Below are 17,219 nucleotides of genomic sequence, written 5' to 3' on the forward strand. Positions count from 1 at the left end.
AAAGGCGAAAGGCTGGCACTATAAGCCCACCTCGCCCATAGCCCCGGATACGCATAGAGATGCATTTTCTTTCACGCAGCCTTGGCGGAATTTTCCTTTTTGCGCTGACCCTCGGTCTTTTGGGAAGTGCTGTGGCGCTGATGCGGGCCACGCCTTCCGCCGAGGGGCAGGGCCATAGGCCGCCGCCTGCGGCAGAGCGCATCTTCGCCGCCGATGTGGTTGCGCTCGATTATCGGGATCTTCAGCCCAAGCTTGTCGCCTATGGCGAGATCCGGTCGAACCGGCGGCTGGAATTGCGGGCCTCGGCGGCGGGCACGATCCTCGCACTTGCGCCGGCGTTCGAAGATGGCGGCATGGTGCGTAAGGGGGATGTTCTGGTGCAGCTTGATCCTGCACAGGCGCAGGCCGTGCGCGACAGTGCCGTGGCCAGCCGTACCGAGGCCGAAGCCGCCTTGGCGCAGGCCGAGCGGGCCTTGGCGATTGCGGGCGATGATCTGGAAGCCGCCCGCGCGCAGGCGGGATTGCGCCAGAAGGCCTTGCAGCGCCAGCTGGATCTGAATGCGCGCGGCATCGGCTCTGCGGCGGTGACCGAAGAGGCCGAGCTTGCCGCTTCCGCCGCCGATCAGGCCGTCCTGTCGCGCCGGTCGGCGCTGTCGCAGGCGCAGGCCACGCTGGATCAGGCCGGAACCGCGCTCAGCCGCGCGCGCATCGATCTGGCCGAAGCCGAACGCGAATTGTCGTTGACCACGCTGCGGGCGGGGTTTGATGGCAATCTGGCGGCGGTCAGCGTGGTGCAGGGGGGGCTGGTCTCGGTCAACGAGATGCTCGGGGAACTGATCGACCCCTCGGCGCTGGAAGTCTCGTTTCGGGTATCGACCAGCCAGTTTTTGCGTCTGACCGATGCACAGGGCGAGGTGCTGCCCCTGACCGCGCAGGTGGCGCTGGAGACTGCGGATGCGCAGGTGCGCTCGGCGGCCAAGCTGCTGCGGGTCGGAGCGGCGGTGGAAACCGGCACGGCGGGGCGGCTGCTTTATGCCCAGCTCCAGAGCGCGCGGGGGTTCCGTCCGGGGGATTTCGTGACCGTCACGCTGGACGAACCGCTGCTGGAGCATGTCGCGCGTTTGCCTGCGCAGGCGGTGGATGGCAATGGCGCACTTCTGGCGCTGGATCACGAGAACCGCCTGTATAGCGCGCAGGCCCGGATCCTGCGGCGCGAGGGCGACACCATTCTGGTGCGCTCCGATCTGCCGCAGGGCACACAGGTGGTGGCGCGGCGCAGCCCGCTTCTGGGACAGGGGATCAAGCTGCGCCCGCTGGATCAGGGAGCATCGCTGGATCAGAGCATGATCGATCTGACCCCTGCGCGGCGTCAGGCATTGGTGGCGGTGGTGCAGAAGGATGCCACGCTGAGCGGTCCCGACCGCGCCGGATTGCTGGCGCAGTTGCAGCAGGAACGGGTTCCGGCGGCGATGGTGGCGCGGCTTGAACAGGCAGGGGGTTAAGATGCCCGCGCCGCGTGGTCTGATCAGCCTGTTTACCCGCCATGCCACGCTGGCCAATATCGTGCTGGTGGTCATGCTGTGTGCCGGTGTCTTTGCCGCGCCCAAACTGCGGGCGCAATTCTTTCCCGATACCGTCACCGACGAGATTGATGTGACGGTCACATGGGAGGGGGCGGGGCCGGAAGATGTGGACCGCGCGATCGTGCAGGTGCTGGAACCCTCGCTGCTGACGGTCGAGGGGGTCGCCTCGAGCGAAAGCACGGCCCGCGAGGGGCGTGCCGAAATCGAACTGGAATTCGAACCCGGCTGGGATATGGGCCGCGCGATGGATGATGTGGAAAACGCCATCCAGCTGGCTGGCGATCTGCCCGAGGCCGCCGAAACGCCCGAGATCCGCCAGAGCGTCTGGCGGGATACGGTGACCGATGTGGTTATCACCGGCCCCTTGGCGCCCGAACAGCTGGGCCGTCTGGCTGACGAGATGATGGTGCGGCTTTATGCGCAGGGCGTGACGCGCACCACCTTATCGGGCATGGCAGCCCCGCAGACCGTGGTCGAAGTGCCGACCACCGCGCTGATGGCGCATAATGTCAGCCTGACGCAGATCATCTCGGTTATCGGGGCGGCTGCCGATGCGACGCCTGCGGGGGATGTGGCCTCCGGAGCCTCGCGGGTCCGGGCGGGCGAAGAGCGGCGCGAGGCGCGGCAGATCCGCGATCTGGTGATCCGCACCGATGCCGACGGGGCTGTGCTGACCGTGGGGGATGTGGCGCAGATCCGCGTCGAGGGGGCGGCGCGCGACCGCGCCTATTACGTGGGCAAGACCCCCGCCATGACACTCAATGTCGCCCGTTCCGCGCAGGGGGACGCCATTGCCCTGCAACGCAAGGTCGAACAGGTGGTCGCGCAAATGCGCCCCGATCTGCCCGCAGGCACAACCATCGCCCTTGTGCGCAGCCGGACCGAGCAAATCGTCGCGCGGCTCGATCTGCTGGTCGATAACGGCGTGATCGGGCTGGTGCTTGTGCTGGTGCTGCTGTTCCTCTTTCTCAATGCGCGCACGGCGATCTGGGTGGCGATGGGGATTCCGGCCTCGCTCGCGGCGGGGCTGGCGGTGATGTATGTTTCGGGGATGACGCTGAACATGATGTCGCTCTTTGCGCTGATCCTGACTTTGGGGATCATCGTCGATGACGCGATCGTGGTGGGCGAACATGCCGATTTCCGTGCCCGCCATCTGGGGGAGGCCCCCGCGATTGCCGCTGAAAACGGTGCCCGCCGGATGCTTGCGCCGGTCTTCGCCTCGACCTTGACCACGGTGATCGCCTTTGCGGGGCTGGTGGTGATTGGCGGGCGGATGGGCGATATGATCGTCGATATTCCGTTGACGGTGATCGCGGTGCTGGCGGCGTCTCTGGTGGAATGCTTCCTGATCCTGCCCAACCATATGTATCACGCATTGACCCATCTGGGTCAGCCGCGCTGGTATGATGCGCCGTCACGGGTGACCAATCGCGGGCTGGACTGGTTCCGGCGCAAGGTGATGCGCCCCTTGCTGCGCGGAATCATCCATGCGCGCTATCCGGTGCTGGCCTTTGCGGTGCTGCTGCTGGCGGTGCAGGTGTTCCTGCTACGGACGGGGCAGGTGCAATGGCGGTTTTTCGCGCCTCCAGAACGCTCGAGCGTGTCGGGGGCCTTCGCAATGGTCAACGGCACCACGCGAAAGGACACATTTGCGGTGATGGGGGAATTGCAGGATCTGGTCAGCCGTGTCGCTGCCGGATACGAGGCCGAATATGGCCGCAATCCGGTGACCTATGTGATCGGCCAGATCGGCGGCGCGTCGGGGCGGGATCTGGCCTCGGCGGATACCAAGGATAGCGACCAGCTGGGCTCGATCTCGATCGAGCTGATCGATCAGGATCTGCGCCCCTATAGCAGCGCCGATTTCATCCGCCGCCTTCAGGAACACCTTCCCGATGATCCGATGCTGGAAGAGCTGGCCTTCCGCAGTTTCCGTGCGGGCCCTGCGGGGGACAGCCTTTCGGTTCAGTTTACCGGCGCGGAAACCCGCGTGCTGAAGGAGGCCGCCGAAGCGTTGAAAGCCGCCCTTGCCGTCTATCCCGAGGTCTCGGCGCTGGAGGATAATCTGGCCTATGACAAAGAGGATCTGATCCTTGCGCTGACCCCGCAGGGGCAGGCGCTGGGCTTTGATACCCAGACGCTGGGGCAGGAATTGCGCGCCCGTCTGAACGGCACCGAGGCCGCAACCTATCCCGATGGCGTGCGCTCTGCCTCGATCCGTGTCGAGCTGCCCGATGCCGAGAAGACCGCCGATTTCGTGGACCGGATGCTGCTGCAAAGCCCGAACGGACAGTGGGTGCCCCTGTCCGATATTGTCACGGTGCGCCGCGAGGCGGGGTTTTCCACCATCCGCCGCGATGACGGGCTACGGCAGGTCGAGGTGACGGGCGATATTTCCGAAGACAACCCCGAACGCGCCAATGCCATCCTGACCGAAATGCAGACCCGTATCCTGCCCGATATCGCGCAGCGGCTGGGAGTGACATGGCTGCAAACGGGGCAGGCTGCGGACGAGCGCGCCTTTATGGCGGATGCAAAGGTCGGGCTGGTTCTGTGTCTGCTGGGGATCTATGTCGTGCTGGCATGGATCTTGGCCAGCTGGGCGCGTCCGCTGGTGGTGATGTCGGTGATCCCCTTCGGTCTGGTGGGCGCGGTCTGGGGCCATTACATCTGGGATTTCCCGATGTCGATGTTTGCCGTGGTCGGCGGGCTGGGGATGGTGGGGATTATCATCAACGATGCCATCGTGCTGATTTCGACGGTGGATGATTATGCCCGCACGCGCGGATTGCGACCGGCCATCGTGGATGCGGTGGCCGACAGGCTGCGGCCTGTTCTGCTGACGACGCTGACCACCGTGCTCGGGCTTGCGCCGCTGCTTTATGAAGGCAGCGCCGAGGCGCAGTTTCTGAAATCCACAGTGATCACGCTGGTTTACGGACTTGGCTTCGGCATGGTGATCGTGCTGCTTCTGGTGCCGGCGGTGCTGGCTATTCAGGCCGATATCGCGCGACTATGCGCATCGACGCGCCGCGGGCTGAAGGCCCCTCGGCTGGCGGGGGCGCTCTGGCTGGGGGTCGGGCTGATCGTTGCGGGATTCGGGCTGGCCTTCGGGCCGGTGCTTCTGGCGGGCGGGAGCCTGGCGCAAAGCTGGCTGGTCTACACGCCCTTCATTCTGGGCGCGCTGGCCGTGGCGGCATGGCGCACGCGGCGGCAGCGCTGATCACATTCTGGCGCAGCCGTCCATTTCGATGGCATGGGTCTTGTCCAGAACCGTGATCCGCAGATCCTTCGGGTCAAGATCGAATGGCGCGGCATCGGGGGGGACGAAATCGGCGGTGGCCACCAGCGCGCCATTTTCGAGGCTCATCCGCGAATCAGACACCCAGACCGGCTGCGAGGGCAGTTCGAACAGGGCCACCTGATGCGGGGTCTGACCCGCAAGCTGGTTGTTGGAGGGCTGGTTGTTGGAGGGCAGGCTGCTGACAGGCAGGCGGGCGGTGACCCGCATCCCGTCACGGATCGGCTCTATCTGGCAACTGGCCCGACTGGCGACTTTCTGCGGCTGCGCCTGCAGGGCTGCGGAAATCACCGGATCGCGGCGTCCCGGCCCTACCAGATCGGCGTCAAGTTCCAGCGAGACCGGCACACAGATATCGTGGCAGATCCCCAGATCCAGATCGGCATCCAGCCGGATCGGTTGGGTGGGATCAATCGGGGACAGTTCTATCGGCAGGATCATCTGGTCTTTGTAACCGATTGATCTTGTGCCGCTTTGGGTGAAAACCTCGGGCCGAGGCCAATAGATTTTCACATCCTTGAGATTACTGGAAGCGCGGAAGCTGAAACTGGGAGGAATTCCCGCATCTCCGGGGTGGCGCCAATAGGTTTTCCAGCCCGGATCAAGCGTCACGCGGATTGCCGCCATGCGCGTGCCGTCGCTGGTCTGCCAGCCATCAAGCACCTCGGCCCTGTCGAGCCCCATGGGCAGGCCCGTCGGCGCATCGGCCGGCAGGGACGCGGGCATCGGTTCGAGATCTTGCGCGAAGGTGCGATCTCCCGCGCCGGAAACCAGCGCGAGCGCGCCCAGACACAGCCCGAAACGAGGCCCCAAACGGGTAAGTTTTGACCGAATGCTCATGATCTTCGCTTATCGCGCCCGAGGCGCTTTCGGGAAGTCACAAACGCGCCAACTGCTCTGATGGCGGCCTTTTGGCAACATTGCCATCTTGAACCTGGATCTTTTGCACTCCAGTTTGGTTAAAAGACATAGGCGGTCTGTCATCCGATAGGCGTCACGGTAGCGATGGACATGGCACGAGGAGGCCCCGATGGATCTGAGCGGCAAGATTTTGATTGCAATGCCCGGTATGGGGGATCAGCGTTTCGAGCATTCGGTGATCATGATCTGTGCCCATTCGGAAGAGGGGGCAATGGGGCTGATCGTCAACAAACCGCTGCCCAAGCCCGACCTGCCGGATCTGCTGGAACAGCTTGGCATCACCATGACGGCCACCGACGAAAGCGGAGATCGTCCGATTCTGTTCGGCGGGCCGGTCGAGACCGGTCGCGGCTTCGTGCTGCATTCCACCGAATGGGATGGTGGTGGTCCGATGATGGAAGTCAGTGACGAACTGGCCATGACCGCAACGCGGGATATCCTTGAAGATATCGCCGCCGGAAACGGGCCGGATCGCGCCGTTCTGGCGCTTGGCTATGCCGGTTGGGGGCCGGGCCAGCTCGAGCAGGAAATCCTTGATAACGGCTGGTTGATTGCCGATGGCGATGCCGATCTGGCCCTGTCGGGCGATTACGCCAATAAATGGGTGCGCGCGCTTAATACGATGGGGATCGATCCGCGCACCTTATCCGCAACCGCAGGGCATGCCTGATAAGGGGAGCTGACACGGGGGCCTGATACGGAGTTTGGTTTGGGGCCGCAGGTCAGGGACGCGGCGCAGCGGCCCTGTCCAGACGGTCATTGACCGCCAGCCCGAGCCCCGTCACCGGCACCGGCGCCACGGCAATGCAGTTGGTGCCTTTTTCCTGCGCCAGCCTGTCGGCCTGCCGTAACAGGCCGAACAGGCGGGTTGCGGCCTCGGTTGTATCGCCTTTTTCCGATAGGTTGAACTCGGCCCCCGCACAATCGGGGCCGAAGCCGATCCAGATTTCCCCGCTCTGGCGCGCACGGGCATTTAGCCGCACCGCAGCCCCCGGCGCGTAATGCGATTTCAGCTGGCCCGGCGCATTGGGTTTGTCACTATCGCCGCCCGTGGGAAGGGCACGGCCAAGACAGGCCTCGATCTCTTCCAGAGTTAGTCCGCCCGGGCGCAGGAGGGCCAGAGGATCGAGCGAGAGAATGGTCGATTCCACCCCCACATCGCAGGGCCCGCCATCCAGCACAGCCGCGATTTTGCCGGACAGCCCGTCCATCACATGGGCGGCGGTTGTCGGGCTGATTCGGCCTGACGGATTGGCCGAGGGGGCCGCCACGGGGCCGTCAAATGCTTGTAAAAGCTTGCGTGCGACCGGATGGGCGGGCATGCGGATCGCCAGTGTCTCCAGTCCGGCTGTTACCAGATCGGAGATGCCCGCATCGGGGCGCAGCGGCAAGACCAGCGTAAGCGGCCCCGGCCAGTAGCGCGCAATCAGCGGGCGCGCGGCATCGGGGATTGTGACATAGCGCTCGGCCATTTCGACCGAATGCACATGGACAATCAGCGGGTTGAACCTTGGCCGCCCCTTGGCGGTGTAGATCGCCGCGACTGCCGCGCTGTTCCGGGCGTCGCCGCCCAGCCCGTAGACGGTCTCTGTGGCAAAGGCCACAAGCGCGCCGGTGCCAAGATATTGGGCGGCGCGGGCATAGCCTTCGGTGGTTGGGGCAAGCAATTCGGTCGTGAGGGGCATCGGATGTATCTGACGTGGCGTCTTGATTGCTGAGGAGGGGGAAGGCGATAACCTTCGCTTTGTGTTGTCCTGTGCATAAGCCGGTCCGCCTCAAATGCCAAGCGGGCTGCGTTTGTTGCAGGAGAGGGAGGAATGATGACCTACTGCGCGGCGGCCCGAGATATCGCCTTTATCCTAAATCACCTGACATCTTTTCCGGCGCTTTACGGGGCCGGGCCTTTCGGGGATCTTTCCGGCGATCTTGTCACGTCGATCCTGAGCGAGGCAGCGAAGCTGTCGGATACGGTGCTTGCGGCCAGCAACCGCGCCGGAGATCTCGATCCGGCGCATCTTGTCGACGGGCAGGTGAAAACCTCGCGCGGTTTTGCCGAAGCCTATGCCGCTTTGGCGGAAGGGGGCTGGATCGCGCTGGCGGCCCCGCAGGAGTATGGCGGTATGGGGTTGCCGAATGCGCTGGGACTGGCGGTCAATGACATGATGGCCGGTGCCAATATGGCGCTACATCTGAAACTGATGCTGACACAGGGCCAGATCGAAGCCCTGCACCATCATGGCAGCGAGGCCCAGAAGGCGCTGTATCTGCCAAAGCTCGTGTCTGGCACATGGTCGGGGACGATGAATCTGACAGAGCCACAAGCGGGCTCCGATCTGGGCGATCTGCGCACAAGGGCGATGCCCTGCGCCGATGGCAGTTACGAGATCACCGGCCAGAAGATCTTTATCTCCTGGGGCGATAGCGATCTGGTCGAGAATGTCTGTCATTTGGTTCTGGCCCGTCTGCCCGATGCGCCTGCGGGCACCAAGGGGATCAGCCTGTTTCTGGTGCCGAAATACCTGCCCGCCGAACAGGGGGCTTCAGGCGAGGCCAACCGCCTGCATGTCGCGGGACTGGAACACAAGATGGGGCTGCACGGGTCTCCGACCTGCGTCATGGTTTTCGATGCGGCCAAGGGCTGGATCGTGGGCGGGGCGGGGCAGGGGCTGGCAGCCATGTTTACCATGATGAACAATGCCCGCCTGTCGGTCGGGGTCGAGGGGATCGGGGTGGCCGAGGCGGCGGTGCAGAAAGCGGCGGCCTTTGCTGCCGAGCGGGTGCAGGGGCAGCCGCTTATCGCCTTCCCCGATATCCGCAGGCTGCTGGCAGAGGCGCGCGCCGAGTTGTTTGCCGCACGGGCGCTGGCCCTGAAGGCGGGGGTGGCGCTGGATATGGCGCGCCTGTCCGAAAGCGGTGCCCTTGCACGTGAGACGGCTGGGGGAGAGCCTGTTGCCCCTGCGGACTGGATGGCGCGCGCTGCATTCCTGACCCCGATCGTGAAGGCCTATGGCACTGAAACCGGCATGCGGGCGGCTGATGCGGGAATACAGGTTCATGGCGGCATGGGCTATGTCGAGGAAACCGGGGCGGCGCAGTTTTTCCGTGATGTGCGGGTCAGTGCGATCTATGAAGGCACCAACGGCATTCAGGCGCTGGATCTGGTGGGGCGCAAGATGCGCGATGAGGGGCAGATGGCCGGCCTTCTGTTGCAGGAGGTGCAGGATCTGGCCGCACGGGCACGCCCGGACCATCCCGATCTGGCCGAGCCGGTCTGGGAAGCGGCCGAGGCCGTGGCCGAGGCTGTCGACTGGCTGGTCGGCCAACTGCCCGAGATGCGGGCCGCATGTGCGCATGATATGTTGCAGGCGCTTGCCCTCGTGCTGGGGGCTGGGGCGCATCTTGAGGCTGTTCTGGCCGATCCGGCCCGTCTGGCTCTGGCCGCGATCCATATCGGGCGGGTGCTGCCGCGCCATGCGGCGGCTCTGGCCGCGATGCGGGCGGCCTCTGGACTTCGGGCGCTTTCGCTTTCAGATTTGGGGCTATGAACGACACCGAGACCCGCCCCCGCTCGCTGCGCTACCCTTGGACCACGCCCCCCGAACAGGGCGCGCTGTGCGAGGTGGCGCCTGATGTCTACTGGTTCCGCCTGCCCCTGCCGATGGCACTGGACCATATGAACGGCTATGCGCTGGACGAGGGGGACAGCTGGACGCTGGTCGATACGGGCATCGACCGCCCTGCCTGTCGCGCGGCCCTGCAGGCGCTGCTGGAGGGGCCGCTTTCGTCCAAGCCGGTTGGCCGCGTGGTGGTGACCCATCATCATCCGGACCATATCGGGTTGGCGGGCTGGTTGCAGGCGCAGGGGGCCGAGCTTTGGACCACGCGCACCGCTTGGCTGATGGCACGGATGCTGCAACTTGATGTGCAGGAGCGCCCCGACGCGCAGACGGTGGCTTTCTGGAAGGCCGCCGGAATGCGGGCCGATATTCTGGCCAAACGGCTGGCGGAGCGCCCGTTCAACTTCGCCGATTGCACGGCCCCCCTGCCGCTGGGCTACCGGCGGCTGGTTGAGGGCGAGGTGCTGCGCATGGCGGGGCGCGACTGGACCGTGCGGATGGGGCATGGTCACGCGCCCGAACATGCCACATTCTGGAGCGAGGATCTGGTGCTGGGCGGGGATCAGATCCTGCCGTCGATCTCGGCCAATCTCGGGGTCTATGCCACGGAACCCGAGGCCGATCCGGTGGCGGGCTGGATGGACAGCACGCGCGGCTTCCGGCCCTATGCCACGGAATGCCAGCTGGTCTTGCCGGGGCATAAGCTGCCTTTCTATGGGCTGCCGACACGGCTTGATCAGATGATCCAGAACCACGAGGGGGCGCTGAAACGTCTGCGCGCCCATCTAGGTGCCCATCCGGGTGGAGGGCCGAAGACGGCCTGCGACTGTTTTCCGCCCCTGTTCAAGCGCGAGATCACCGAGGCGGTCTACGGGCTGGCGATGGTCGAGGCGGTGGCGCATCTCAACCATCTCCACCACCGCGGCGAGGTCGGGCGGGTCGCGCGGGCTGACGGGGCGTGGCTCTGGCATCTGCTTTAGCCGCGCGCAGCGGCGCGGTATCGGGGCCATATAGGGACCGTCTTGCAGGCGGGCGGATTTTTGAAACCGTGCCCTTGGCGGAACAGCTTCGGGTTTTATCTGGAGCCTGACTTCTGCGGCGGTTGTCTTGCGCTGGATTTCCGTGTTTCAAAAGCCAGGTCGAGTGAGGGCGGTTGCCGCTCTTTATACGTGAAAAAGTTACAAGGGGGTCTGGCTGATGCGCCGACTACTTATTTGTTTGGGCATGCTGCTTGGCCTTGTCGCCTGTGCTGCCGAACCGCATTGGGCACCGGATGATGCTGTGGCAAAGGCGCATTATGTGTCGGGCGATCCGCCCTCGATCACGCTTTACACGGTTGTCAGTCGTGAAACCGGTGCCGGTGGCCATTCGGGGTTGATGATCGATGGTCCCGAGCGGGTGCTCTATGATCCGGCGGGGACGTGGTATCACCCCTACGCGCCCGAGCGGAACGACCTGCATTTCGGGATCACCGAGCGGATGCGGAAATTCTACATCGATTACCATGCCCGCGAGCGGTGGGACGTGATCGAGCAGAAGGTGCCGGTGACTATGGCGCAGGCGCAGATGATCCGTGCCAATGCCGAAAAATACGGTGCCGCGAAGAAATCCTATTGTGCCAATGCGATTTCGACCGTGCTCAAGGATGTTCCCGGGTTCGAGGCGATCCATCACACATGGTCGCCCAAGAAACTGTCGCGGTATTTCGCACAGCTGCCGGGCGCGACCTACCGCGTGTATCATGATAACGATCCCGAAAATAACTCGGGCGTGCTGATGATCCAGCAATCGGACCCGCGGGCCGCCGAGATCCGCGAAAAGGCTTTTGAAGAACAGGACGGCAAATAATACGCCGTTCCCCTCCAGCGGACAGGGCCCTTCGGGGCCCTTTTTGCTGCGTGGGTTTGTACGGCAGGCTGGCTGTTGGCACAAAGGGGGGAGGCTTTGGCCTGACAGGGCGCCTAGAAGATCAGGAACAGGCCCAGATAAAGCGAGATAAAGCCTGCCAGAATGGCCAGCAGCACATTGCGTGTCACAATGCCTGCCCCAAGGGTCAGGAGGGCGGCCAGCATGCGTGCGGGTTCGGGCATGCCACCTGTCGCTTCGGGCCACAGGACAAGCGGGGCGACCATGCCGGGCAGCACGGCCACAGGGGTGTAGCGCAGATAGCGCAAGAGCCATTCGGGCATCGGTTTGCGCGCCGCCAGTCCCAGAAACACATAGCGCAGGGCAAAGGTGCCGATGCCCAGCACGATGATGATGGTCCAGATTTCGAACGGGGAATAGCCGGTCATGCTGCGCGTCTCCGTGCCAGAAACAGTTCAACCTGTGCGCCGGTCACCATCGCGCAGACCGCGGCGATCAGCAGGCCCATACCTGCGGGCAGGAAAGCCAGCAGCAGAGCCGCACAGACCGACATCAAAGTGGCCGCGATATGCGGCAGCGACCGTAGTGCGGGGGCAATCATCGCCAGAAACGTGATGGGCAGCGCGAAATCCAGCGCGAATTCCGGCGGGATGGCCGCGCCCGCGACGGCCCCCAGAAGCGTTGACAGATACCATAGCGGCGGCAATACCGTGGAACAGCCCGCATAGAAGGCGAGTTTTGCGGGCAGCGACATCTCGGGGCGCAGGCGATATTCGGTTTCGGCGGTCACAAATGTCTGGTCGACCATGAAATAGGCAACCAGCGCGTGCTGCCAGCGCTTTGCCTGCCCGAGATGGGGTGCCAGCGCGGCGGAATACATGGCCATCCGCAGATTGATGGCGAGCGAGGTCAGAATGACGAGGATCACGGGCGCATGTTCTTCCATCAAATGGATGGCGGAAAACTGCGAGGCACCGGCGATGACCAGAATGGTGAATCCCATTACCTCGCCAAGATCGAGGCCCGCCTCGGTTGCGGCCACGCCAAAGAGTAGGCCGAAAGGGGCGATGACCAGCGTAAAGGGCAGGGTGGCCACAATACCGCGAAGAAAGGCGTGACGCGCGTGCATGCTTTGCTCTTGTAAGTCGGTGTTCATGCAGGCAGTCATAAGCACGCTCTCAAGGGCGACAAGCGCAGAATTGTATTGGAGGCAATTTGGAGATTTTCGGCCTGATCCTTGCCGGAGGAGAGGGGCGCCGTATGGGGGGCGTCGATAAGGCATGGCTCTCGCTGGGCGGCCAGCCCCTGCTTGCGCATGTCCATAACCGGCTTGCGCCACAGGTCGCGCGGCTTGCGGTTTCGGCCAATGGCACGCCCGAGCGTTTCACCGCCTGGTGCAAGGATCTGCCCGTTCTGCCCGATCCGCCCGCGTATCTGCATGACGGGCCTCTGGCGGGCATTCTGGCAGGGCTTGACTGGGCAAGTCTTGCAGGCGCGGCGGGGCTGGTGACTGTGGCCGTGGATACGCCCTTTATTCCCGCCGATCTTGTGGCGCGGCTTGTGCCCGCAGGCGCAGGCGCGGGCGCGCAGGCAGAGCCCGCGCAGGCGGTCTCGCAGGGGCGGGGGCATCCGACCCTTGCCTATTGGCCCTGTGCGTGGCGCGAGCAGGTGGTGCAGGCGCTGGCAGCAGGGGAGCGGCGTCTTGGGGCGCGGCTTGCACGGGCGCGGCGCGTGGAGTTTGCCGACCTGCCGGACCCGTTTTTCAACATCAATACGCCCGAAGACCTGCAACTGGCGCAAGCACGCCATGACGCGTTGGGGACAGGGAAATGAGCTATCATATCCGTCGCGGGGTTCCCGAGCATCACCGCAAGGCTGCCGCGCAGCTTTACTGGCAGGCCTTCGGCGGCAAGCTGGGTCGTGTTCTGGGCCCCGAACCGCAGGCGCTGGCCTTCATTGCGCGGGTGATGGACGGAACACACGGATATTGCGCCGTGGAGGATGACAGCGGAACCCTACTGGCCGTTGCGGGCTTCCGCACCGCGCAGGGGGCCTTTGTGGGCGGTGATCACCGCGATCTGAGGGCCATTTACGGGCTGGGCGGGGCCGTCTGGCGCTGGGCCTGCCTGTGGGTGTTGGCCCGTGATCAGGAACATAGGGCGATGGTGGTGGACGGGCTTTCGGTGCGGGCCGACCAGCGCTCGCGCGGGATTGGTGCGGCCTTGATCACGGCGGTCTGCACCGAGGCCAGACGCCGTGGCTACGTGCAACTGCGTCTGGACGTGGTCAAAGAGAACATGCGGGCCCGCGCATTATACGAGCGTCTGGGCTTTCGGGTGATCCGCGCGCGGGAGAGCCGCCTGACAGAGCTGCTCTTCGCCTATCGCACGGCCTTTGTGATGGTCTGCCCGCTACGGCCTTGGGATGCCTCCGAGGCCCCCCGTGGCTCAAGCCGCAGCTCTTAAGGCGCGGCTCTTGCGTCGGGCGCAGGGCATGGCTCCCTAGTCGAAGGTGCCAGCCACGCGCCCCAGCAGCATGAAAGCCCGTGCCGAGCGGGTGTCGGAGAGTTCGACGATCTCCATATCGGTCGCATTGGGCTCGAAACCGGCGAAGGTCTTGTCGAACTGGCGCAGGAAGTGATGGGCCGCATCGCGGAACACGGTGTCATTGCGCATCCGCGCCGCCGAAAGCGCCAGTGACGAACGGTCCCGCACCCCGCCCAGGGCCGCCACCTCGCGTCCGCGTTCGCCCTTGGCGAAGCGGCGCCAGAGCTCGGGGCGAGCGCGGTCGGGTTTGAGGTCATCCATGTAGATGCCGTCCTGCGATAGCAGGTTCAGCACATCCTGCGCGGCACGGATCAGCTTGGCCATCATCCGGTCTTCCAGCGCGCGGCGTAGCGCACGGAACCCCTCGCGGTCATCTGCCGTATCGGGGAAGTTCAGCGCACGCACGAAATCGCCCACGGTGACCGGCGTGCCCAGCGGCTCTGCCGGTGCGCCAAGTTCGAACGTGGCCTGTTCCTCGTGCAGAGGGTGGGCCGGTGGCGGGCTGACAAGGGCCATCTTGGTGTCGGCGGTGGCCTCCAGAGCATGGCCGCTGCCCTGCGTCGCAAGATTCAGCAAGGCGGTTTCGGTCTGGCGGGTGGCCAGCGCGATCTCGTCAAGCTTCTTCTCCACAGAGCCGTCGCGGCGGGCGCGGGCCTCGGTGACCCATGCCTGCCGCATCGCATCCACCGAGGCGCGCAGCGACTGCGCCTCGGCGCGCATTTCCCGTGAGGCTTTGGCCGTCAGGGCCGCCACCCAGATCATGGCGAAAGGCAGGAAAATACCCACCACAGTGAAGATGACAGATGTCGTTTGCCCGTCAGTTCCGGAGGGAATGAAGACCCAGACCCCGATCACCAGAACAAGCCAGAGGACACTGAGCGCCGCAGCGATCATTTCCGTGCGGCCAAAGCCCGTATCCGTAGCGGGTCGGGGCTGATCGGGCTGCCGGTTCAGCGGGTCGGATCTTTCGGGTGTCATCTTCAGGCTCCGTCAGACGAAGAGGATCTCGAGGATCTCGTAGCTGCGCGTGCCACCGGGGGTGCGGACTTCGACGGTATCGCCTTCATCCTTGCCGATCAGCGCACGGGCCAGAGGGGATTTCATGTTCAAAAGCCCCTTTTCCAGATCGGCTTCATGTTCGCCGACGATCTGGTAGGTCTTCTCTTCGTCGGTATCGACATCGACAATCGTGACGGTGGCGCTGAATTTCACCGCGCCCGACATCGTTTTCGGTTCGATCACCTGTGCGAGGCCGAGGATGCTCTCGATTTCCTTGATGCGGCCCTCGATGAAGCTCTGCTTTTCGCGCGCCGAGTGGTATTCGGCGTTTTCCGAAAGGTCGCCCAGTTCGCGTGCTTCCGAGATCGCCTGAATGACAGCAGGACGCTCGACAGATTTCAGTTTCTTCAACTCGGCATCCAGCCGATTAAATCCCGCGCGGGTCAGCGGTATCTTTTCCATAAACAAGGCCCTTTGCCGTTTTGTTTTTCCTTGGGCGGTCGAAGAAGTGTAAATCGGGGATGACGCCGTGGTGTCAAGGGCCAGCCCGAGGCAGATGCGAAATTTCGCTCTCCAGAAGTAAAGTGTCGGTTTCGCATTTCCACCGTGCAGAACAAGCCTCTAGACTTAGGCCCAGATTGCCTTGAGACTGAAGGTAAGCTATTGAAAACGTAAAAGCACGCGCGAAGGCCAGCCAGGGAGCCCTAATTTTATGACCGAAATCACCCGCGAATCGATGGATTATGACGTTGTCATCGTCGGCGCTGGCCCCTCTGGCCTGTCGGCTGCCATCCGTCTGAAGCAGATCGACCCCGATCTTGAAGTGGTCGTTTTGGAAAAAGGTTCGGAAGTGGGGGCGCATATCCTGTCGGGTGCGGTGCTGGACCCTGTAGGGCTGAACAAGCTGATCCCCGACTGGAAGGAAAAGGGCGCGCCGCTGAATACGCCGGTGACGGAAGATAACTTCCTGTTGCTGACCGAGACCAAGGCCACCAAGATCCCGCATTGGCCGATGCCCAAGCTGATGTCGAATGACGGCAATTATATCGTGTCGATGGGCAATGTCTGCCGCTGGCTGGCCGAGCAGGCCGAGGAGCTGGGCGTCGAGATTTTCCCCGGTATGGCGGCGTCCGAGCTGGTGATGGAGGGCGACCGCGTGGCGGGGGTCGTTGCGGGCGAATTTGGCCGCGAGGCCGATGGCACGCCGGGGCCTGCCTATGAACCGGGCATGGAGCTGCGCGGCAAATATGTCTTCCTCAGCGAGGGCGTGCGCGGGTCTTTGGCCAAGATCGTGATCGACCGTTACAACCTGTCCGAAGGCCATTGCCCGCAGAAATTCGGCCTTGGCATGAAAGAGATCTGGGAGATCGACCCCGCCAAGCACGCGCAAGGCACCGTGACCCATACGATGGGCTGGCCGCTGGGCAATAATGCGGGCGGCGGGTCCTTCATCTACCACCTCGAGAACAATCAGGTCTATGTGGGCTTCGTGGTCCATCTGAACTACGAGAACCCCTATGTCTTCCCCTATATGGAATTCCAGCGCTTCAAGCATCATCCCGAGGTGGCCAAGCTTCTGGAAGGCGGCAAGCGCGTGGCTTACGGCGCGCGGGCGATCTCCGAAGGTGGCTACCAGTCGCTGCCCAAGATGAGCTTCCCGGGCGGTGTTCTGCTGGGCTGTTCGGCGGGCATGGTCAATGTGCCGCGCATCAAGGGCAACCATAATGCGATGCTCTCGGGCATCGCTGCGGCAGAGGCTGCGGCCGAGGCGATCAAGGCGGGCCGTTCGGGCGATGAACTGACCGCCTACGAGGCCGAGGTCCGCGATGGCGCGATTGGCCGCGACCTGAAAAAGGTGCGCAATGTCAAACCGATGTGGGCGAAATGGGGGATGTATGCCTCGACCGTGCTGGGCGGGTTCGATATGTGGACGAACGAGCTCTTCGGCTTCTCGGTCTTCGGCACGCTGAAACATGGCAAGACCGATGCGCAGGCCACCGGCGAGGCCAAGGATTTCCAGCCCATCGACTACCCGAAACCCGATGGCAAGCTGTCCTTCGACCGGCTGACCAATGTGAGCTTTTCCTTCACCAACCACGAGGAAAGCCAGCCCTGCCACCTGAAGCTGCGCGATCCTTCGGTGCCGATCTCGGTCAACCTGCCGAAATATGCGGAACCCGCGCAGCGTTACTGCCCCGCAGGCGTCTATGAGGTGCTGGAAGGCGAGGAGGGCCCGCGCTTCCAGATCAACTTCCAGAACTGCGTCCATTGCAAGACCTGCGATATCAAGGACCCGTCCCAGAATATCGACTGGACCACGCCTCAGGGCGGCGACGGCCCGAACTATCCCAATATGTAAGCGAAAAGGGGCCGGTCGGCCCCT

Annotated in this window: 15 protein-coding genes; 9 read left to right on the top strand and 6 right to left on the bottom strand. The window is 63.9% G+C overall.

All coding sequences use genetic code 11. From position 1 onward, the window contains the following. The first annotated feature begins 59 nt into the window (after nucleotides 1–59). Nucleotides 60–1,502 carry an HlyD family efflux transporter periplasmic adaptor subunit gene (locus tag WDB88_RS03745; RefSeq protein ID WP_339108861.1) on the top strand — a complete coding sequence of 481 codons (1,443 nt, stop codon included), beginning with the start codon at nucleotides 60–62 and terminating at the stop codon, nucleotides 1,500–1,502. Nucleotide 1,503: 1 nt separating this feature from the next. Next, entirely contained in the window at nucleotides 1,504–4,809 is a 3,306-nt protein-coding gene (locus WDB88_RS03750; RefSeq protein ID WP_339108862.1) for an efflux RND transporter permease subunit, read from the top strand. On the opposite strand, the gene WDB88_RS03755 is transcribed toward WDB88_RS03750, so the two are convergent. After that, nucleotides 4,810–5,727: a protein-disulfide reductase DsbD domain-containing protein gene (locus WDB88_RS03755; protein WP_339108863.1), complete on the bottom strand. Its 918-nt coding sequence runs from the start codon at nucleotides 5,725–5,727 to the stop codon at nucleotides 4,810–4,812. A 190-nt stretch (nucleotides 5,728–5,917) separates the two neighbouring features. On the opposite strand from WDB88_RS03755, the gene WDB88_RS03760 reads away from it, so the two are divergent. Next, nucleotides 5,918–6,478: a YqgE/AlgH family protein gene (locus tag WDB88_RS03760; RefSeq protein WP_339108864.1), complete on the top strand. Its 561-nt coding sequence runs from the start codon at nucleotides 5,918–5,920 to the stop codon at nucleotides 6,476–6,478. Between the two features lie 52 nt (nucleotides 6,479–6,530). Here the strand turns inward: WDB88_RS03760 and WDB88_RS03765 are convergent, their stop codons facing one another. Beyond that, nucleotides 6,531–7,493 carry an L-threonylcarbamoyladenylate synthase gene (locus WDB88_RS03765; RefSeq protein ID WP_339108865.1) on the bottom strand — a complete coding sequence of 321 codons (963 nt, stop codon included), beginning with the start codon at nucleotides 7,491–7,493 and terminating at the stop codon, nucleotides 6,531–6,533. 135 nt (nucleotides 7,494–7,628) lie between these two features. Here WDB88_RS03765 and WDB88_RS03770 point away from each other — a divergent pair, with 135 nt between their 5' ends. The 3 genes from WDB88_RS03770 to WDB88_RS03780 all read left to right on the top strand — a co-directional run bounded on the left by WDB88_RS03770 (nucleotide 7,629) and on the right by WDB88_RS03780 (nucleotide 11,273). Further along, nucleotides 7,629–9,353, top strand: a complete 1,725-nt coding sequence (locus tag WDB88_RS03770; RefSeq protein WP_339109464.1) for an acyl-CoA dehydrogenase family protein — start codon at nucleotides 7,629–7,631, stop codon at nucleotides 9,351–9,353. Next, nucleotides 9,350–10,405 carry an MBL fold metallo-hydrolase gene (locus WDB88_RS03775; RefSeq protein WP_339108866.1) on the top strand — a complete coding sequence of 352 codons (1,056 nt, stop codon included), beginning with the start codon at nucleotides 9,350–9,352 and terminating at the stop codon, nucleotides 10,403–10,405. The genes WDB88_RS03770 and WDB88_RS03775 overlap by 4 nt, the downstream gene beginning before the upstream one ends. A 217-nt stretch (nucleotides 10,406–10,622) precedes the next feature. After that, entirely contained in the window at nucleotides 10,623–11,273 is a 651-nt protein-coding gene (locus WDB88_RS03780; protein ID WP_339108867.1) for a hypothetical protein, read from the top strand. A 113-nt stretch (nucleotides 11,274–11,386) separates the two neighbouring features. On the opposite strand, the gene WDB88_RS03785 is transcribed toward WDB88_RS03780, so the two are convergent. Both WDB88_RS03785 and WDB88_RS03790 read right to left on the bottom strand, forming a co-directional pair. Beyond that, on the bottom strand, nucleotides 11,387–11,719 hold the full coding sequence (locus tag WDB88_RS03785) for an AzlD domain-containing protein (RefSeq protein ID WP_339108868.1): 333 nt from the start codon (nucleotides 11,717–11,719) through the stop codon (nucleotides 11,387–11,389). Beyond that, on the bottom strand, nucleotides 11,716–12,420 hold the full coding sequence (locus WDB88_RS03790; protein ID WP_339108869.1) for an AzlC family ABC transporter permease: 705 nt from the start codon (nucleotides 12,418–12,420) through the stop codon (nucleotides 11,716–11,718). Before WDB88_RS03790 ends, WDB88_RS03785 begins: the two co-directional genes overlap by 4 nt. Nucleotides 12,421–12,506: 86 nt before the next feature. Between WDB88_RS03790 and mobA the strand changes: the two genes are divergently transcribed. Continuing rightward, complete coding sequence (mobA, locus tag WDB88_RS03795; protein ID WP_339108870.1) at nucleotides 12,507–13,124, top strand: molybdenum cofactor guanylyltransferase MobA; 618 nt, start codon at nucleotides 12,507–12,509, stop codon at nucleotides 13,122–13,124. Beyond that, nucleotides 13,121–13,756 (top strand): GNAT family N-acetyltransferase, encoded by a 636-nt coding sequence (locus tag WDB88_RS03800; protein WP_339108871.1) that lies wholly within the window; start codon nucleotides 13,121–13,123, stop codon nucleotides 13,754–13,756. The genes mobA and WDB88_RS03800 overlap by 4 nt, the downstream gene beginning before the upstream one ends. 36 nt (nucleotides 13,757–13,792) lie before the next feature. Here the strand turns inward: WDB88_RS03800 and WDB88_RS03805 are convergent, their stop codons facing one another. After that, on the bottom strand, nucleotides 13,793–14,815 hold the full coding sequence (locus tag WDB88_RS03805; protein ID WP_339108872.1) for a hypothetical protein: 1,023 nt from the start codon (nucleotides 14,813–14,815) through the stop codon (nucleotides 13,793–13,795). A 12-nt stretch (nucleotides 14,816–14,827) separates the two neighbouring features. Next, nucleotides 14,828–15,298 (bottom strand): transcription elongation factor GreA, encoded by a 471-nt coding sequence (gene greA / locus WDB88_RS03810; RefSeq protein WP_339108873.1) that lies wholly within the window; start codon nucleotides 15,296–15,298, stop codon nucleotides 14,828–14,830. Between the two features lie 250 nt (nucleotides 15,299–15,548). On the opposite strand from greA, the gene WDB88_RS03815 reads away from it, so the two are divergent. Further along, the gene (locus tag WDB88_RS03815; RefSeq protein ID WP_339108874.1) at nucleotides 15,549–17,195 is read left to right on the top strand and encodes an electron transfer flavoprotein-ubiquinone oxidoreductase; all 1,647 of its coding nucleotides are present in this window, start codon (nucleotides 15,549–15,551) and stop codon (nucleotides 17,193–17,195) included. Nucleotides 17,196–17,219: the final 24 nt, after the last annotated feature.

Source organism: Thioclava sp. GXIMD4216 (assembly GCF_037949285.1).
Taxonomy (GTDB): domain Bacteria; phylum Pseudomonadota; class Alphaproteobacteria; order Rhodobacterales; family Rhodobacteraceae; genus Thioclava; species Thioclava litoralis.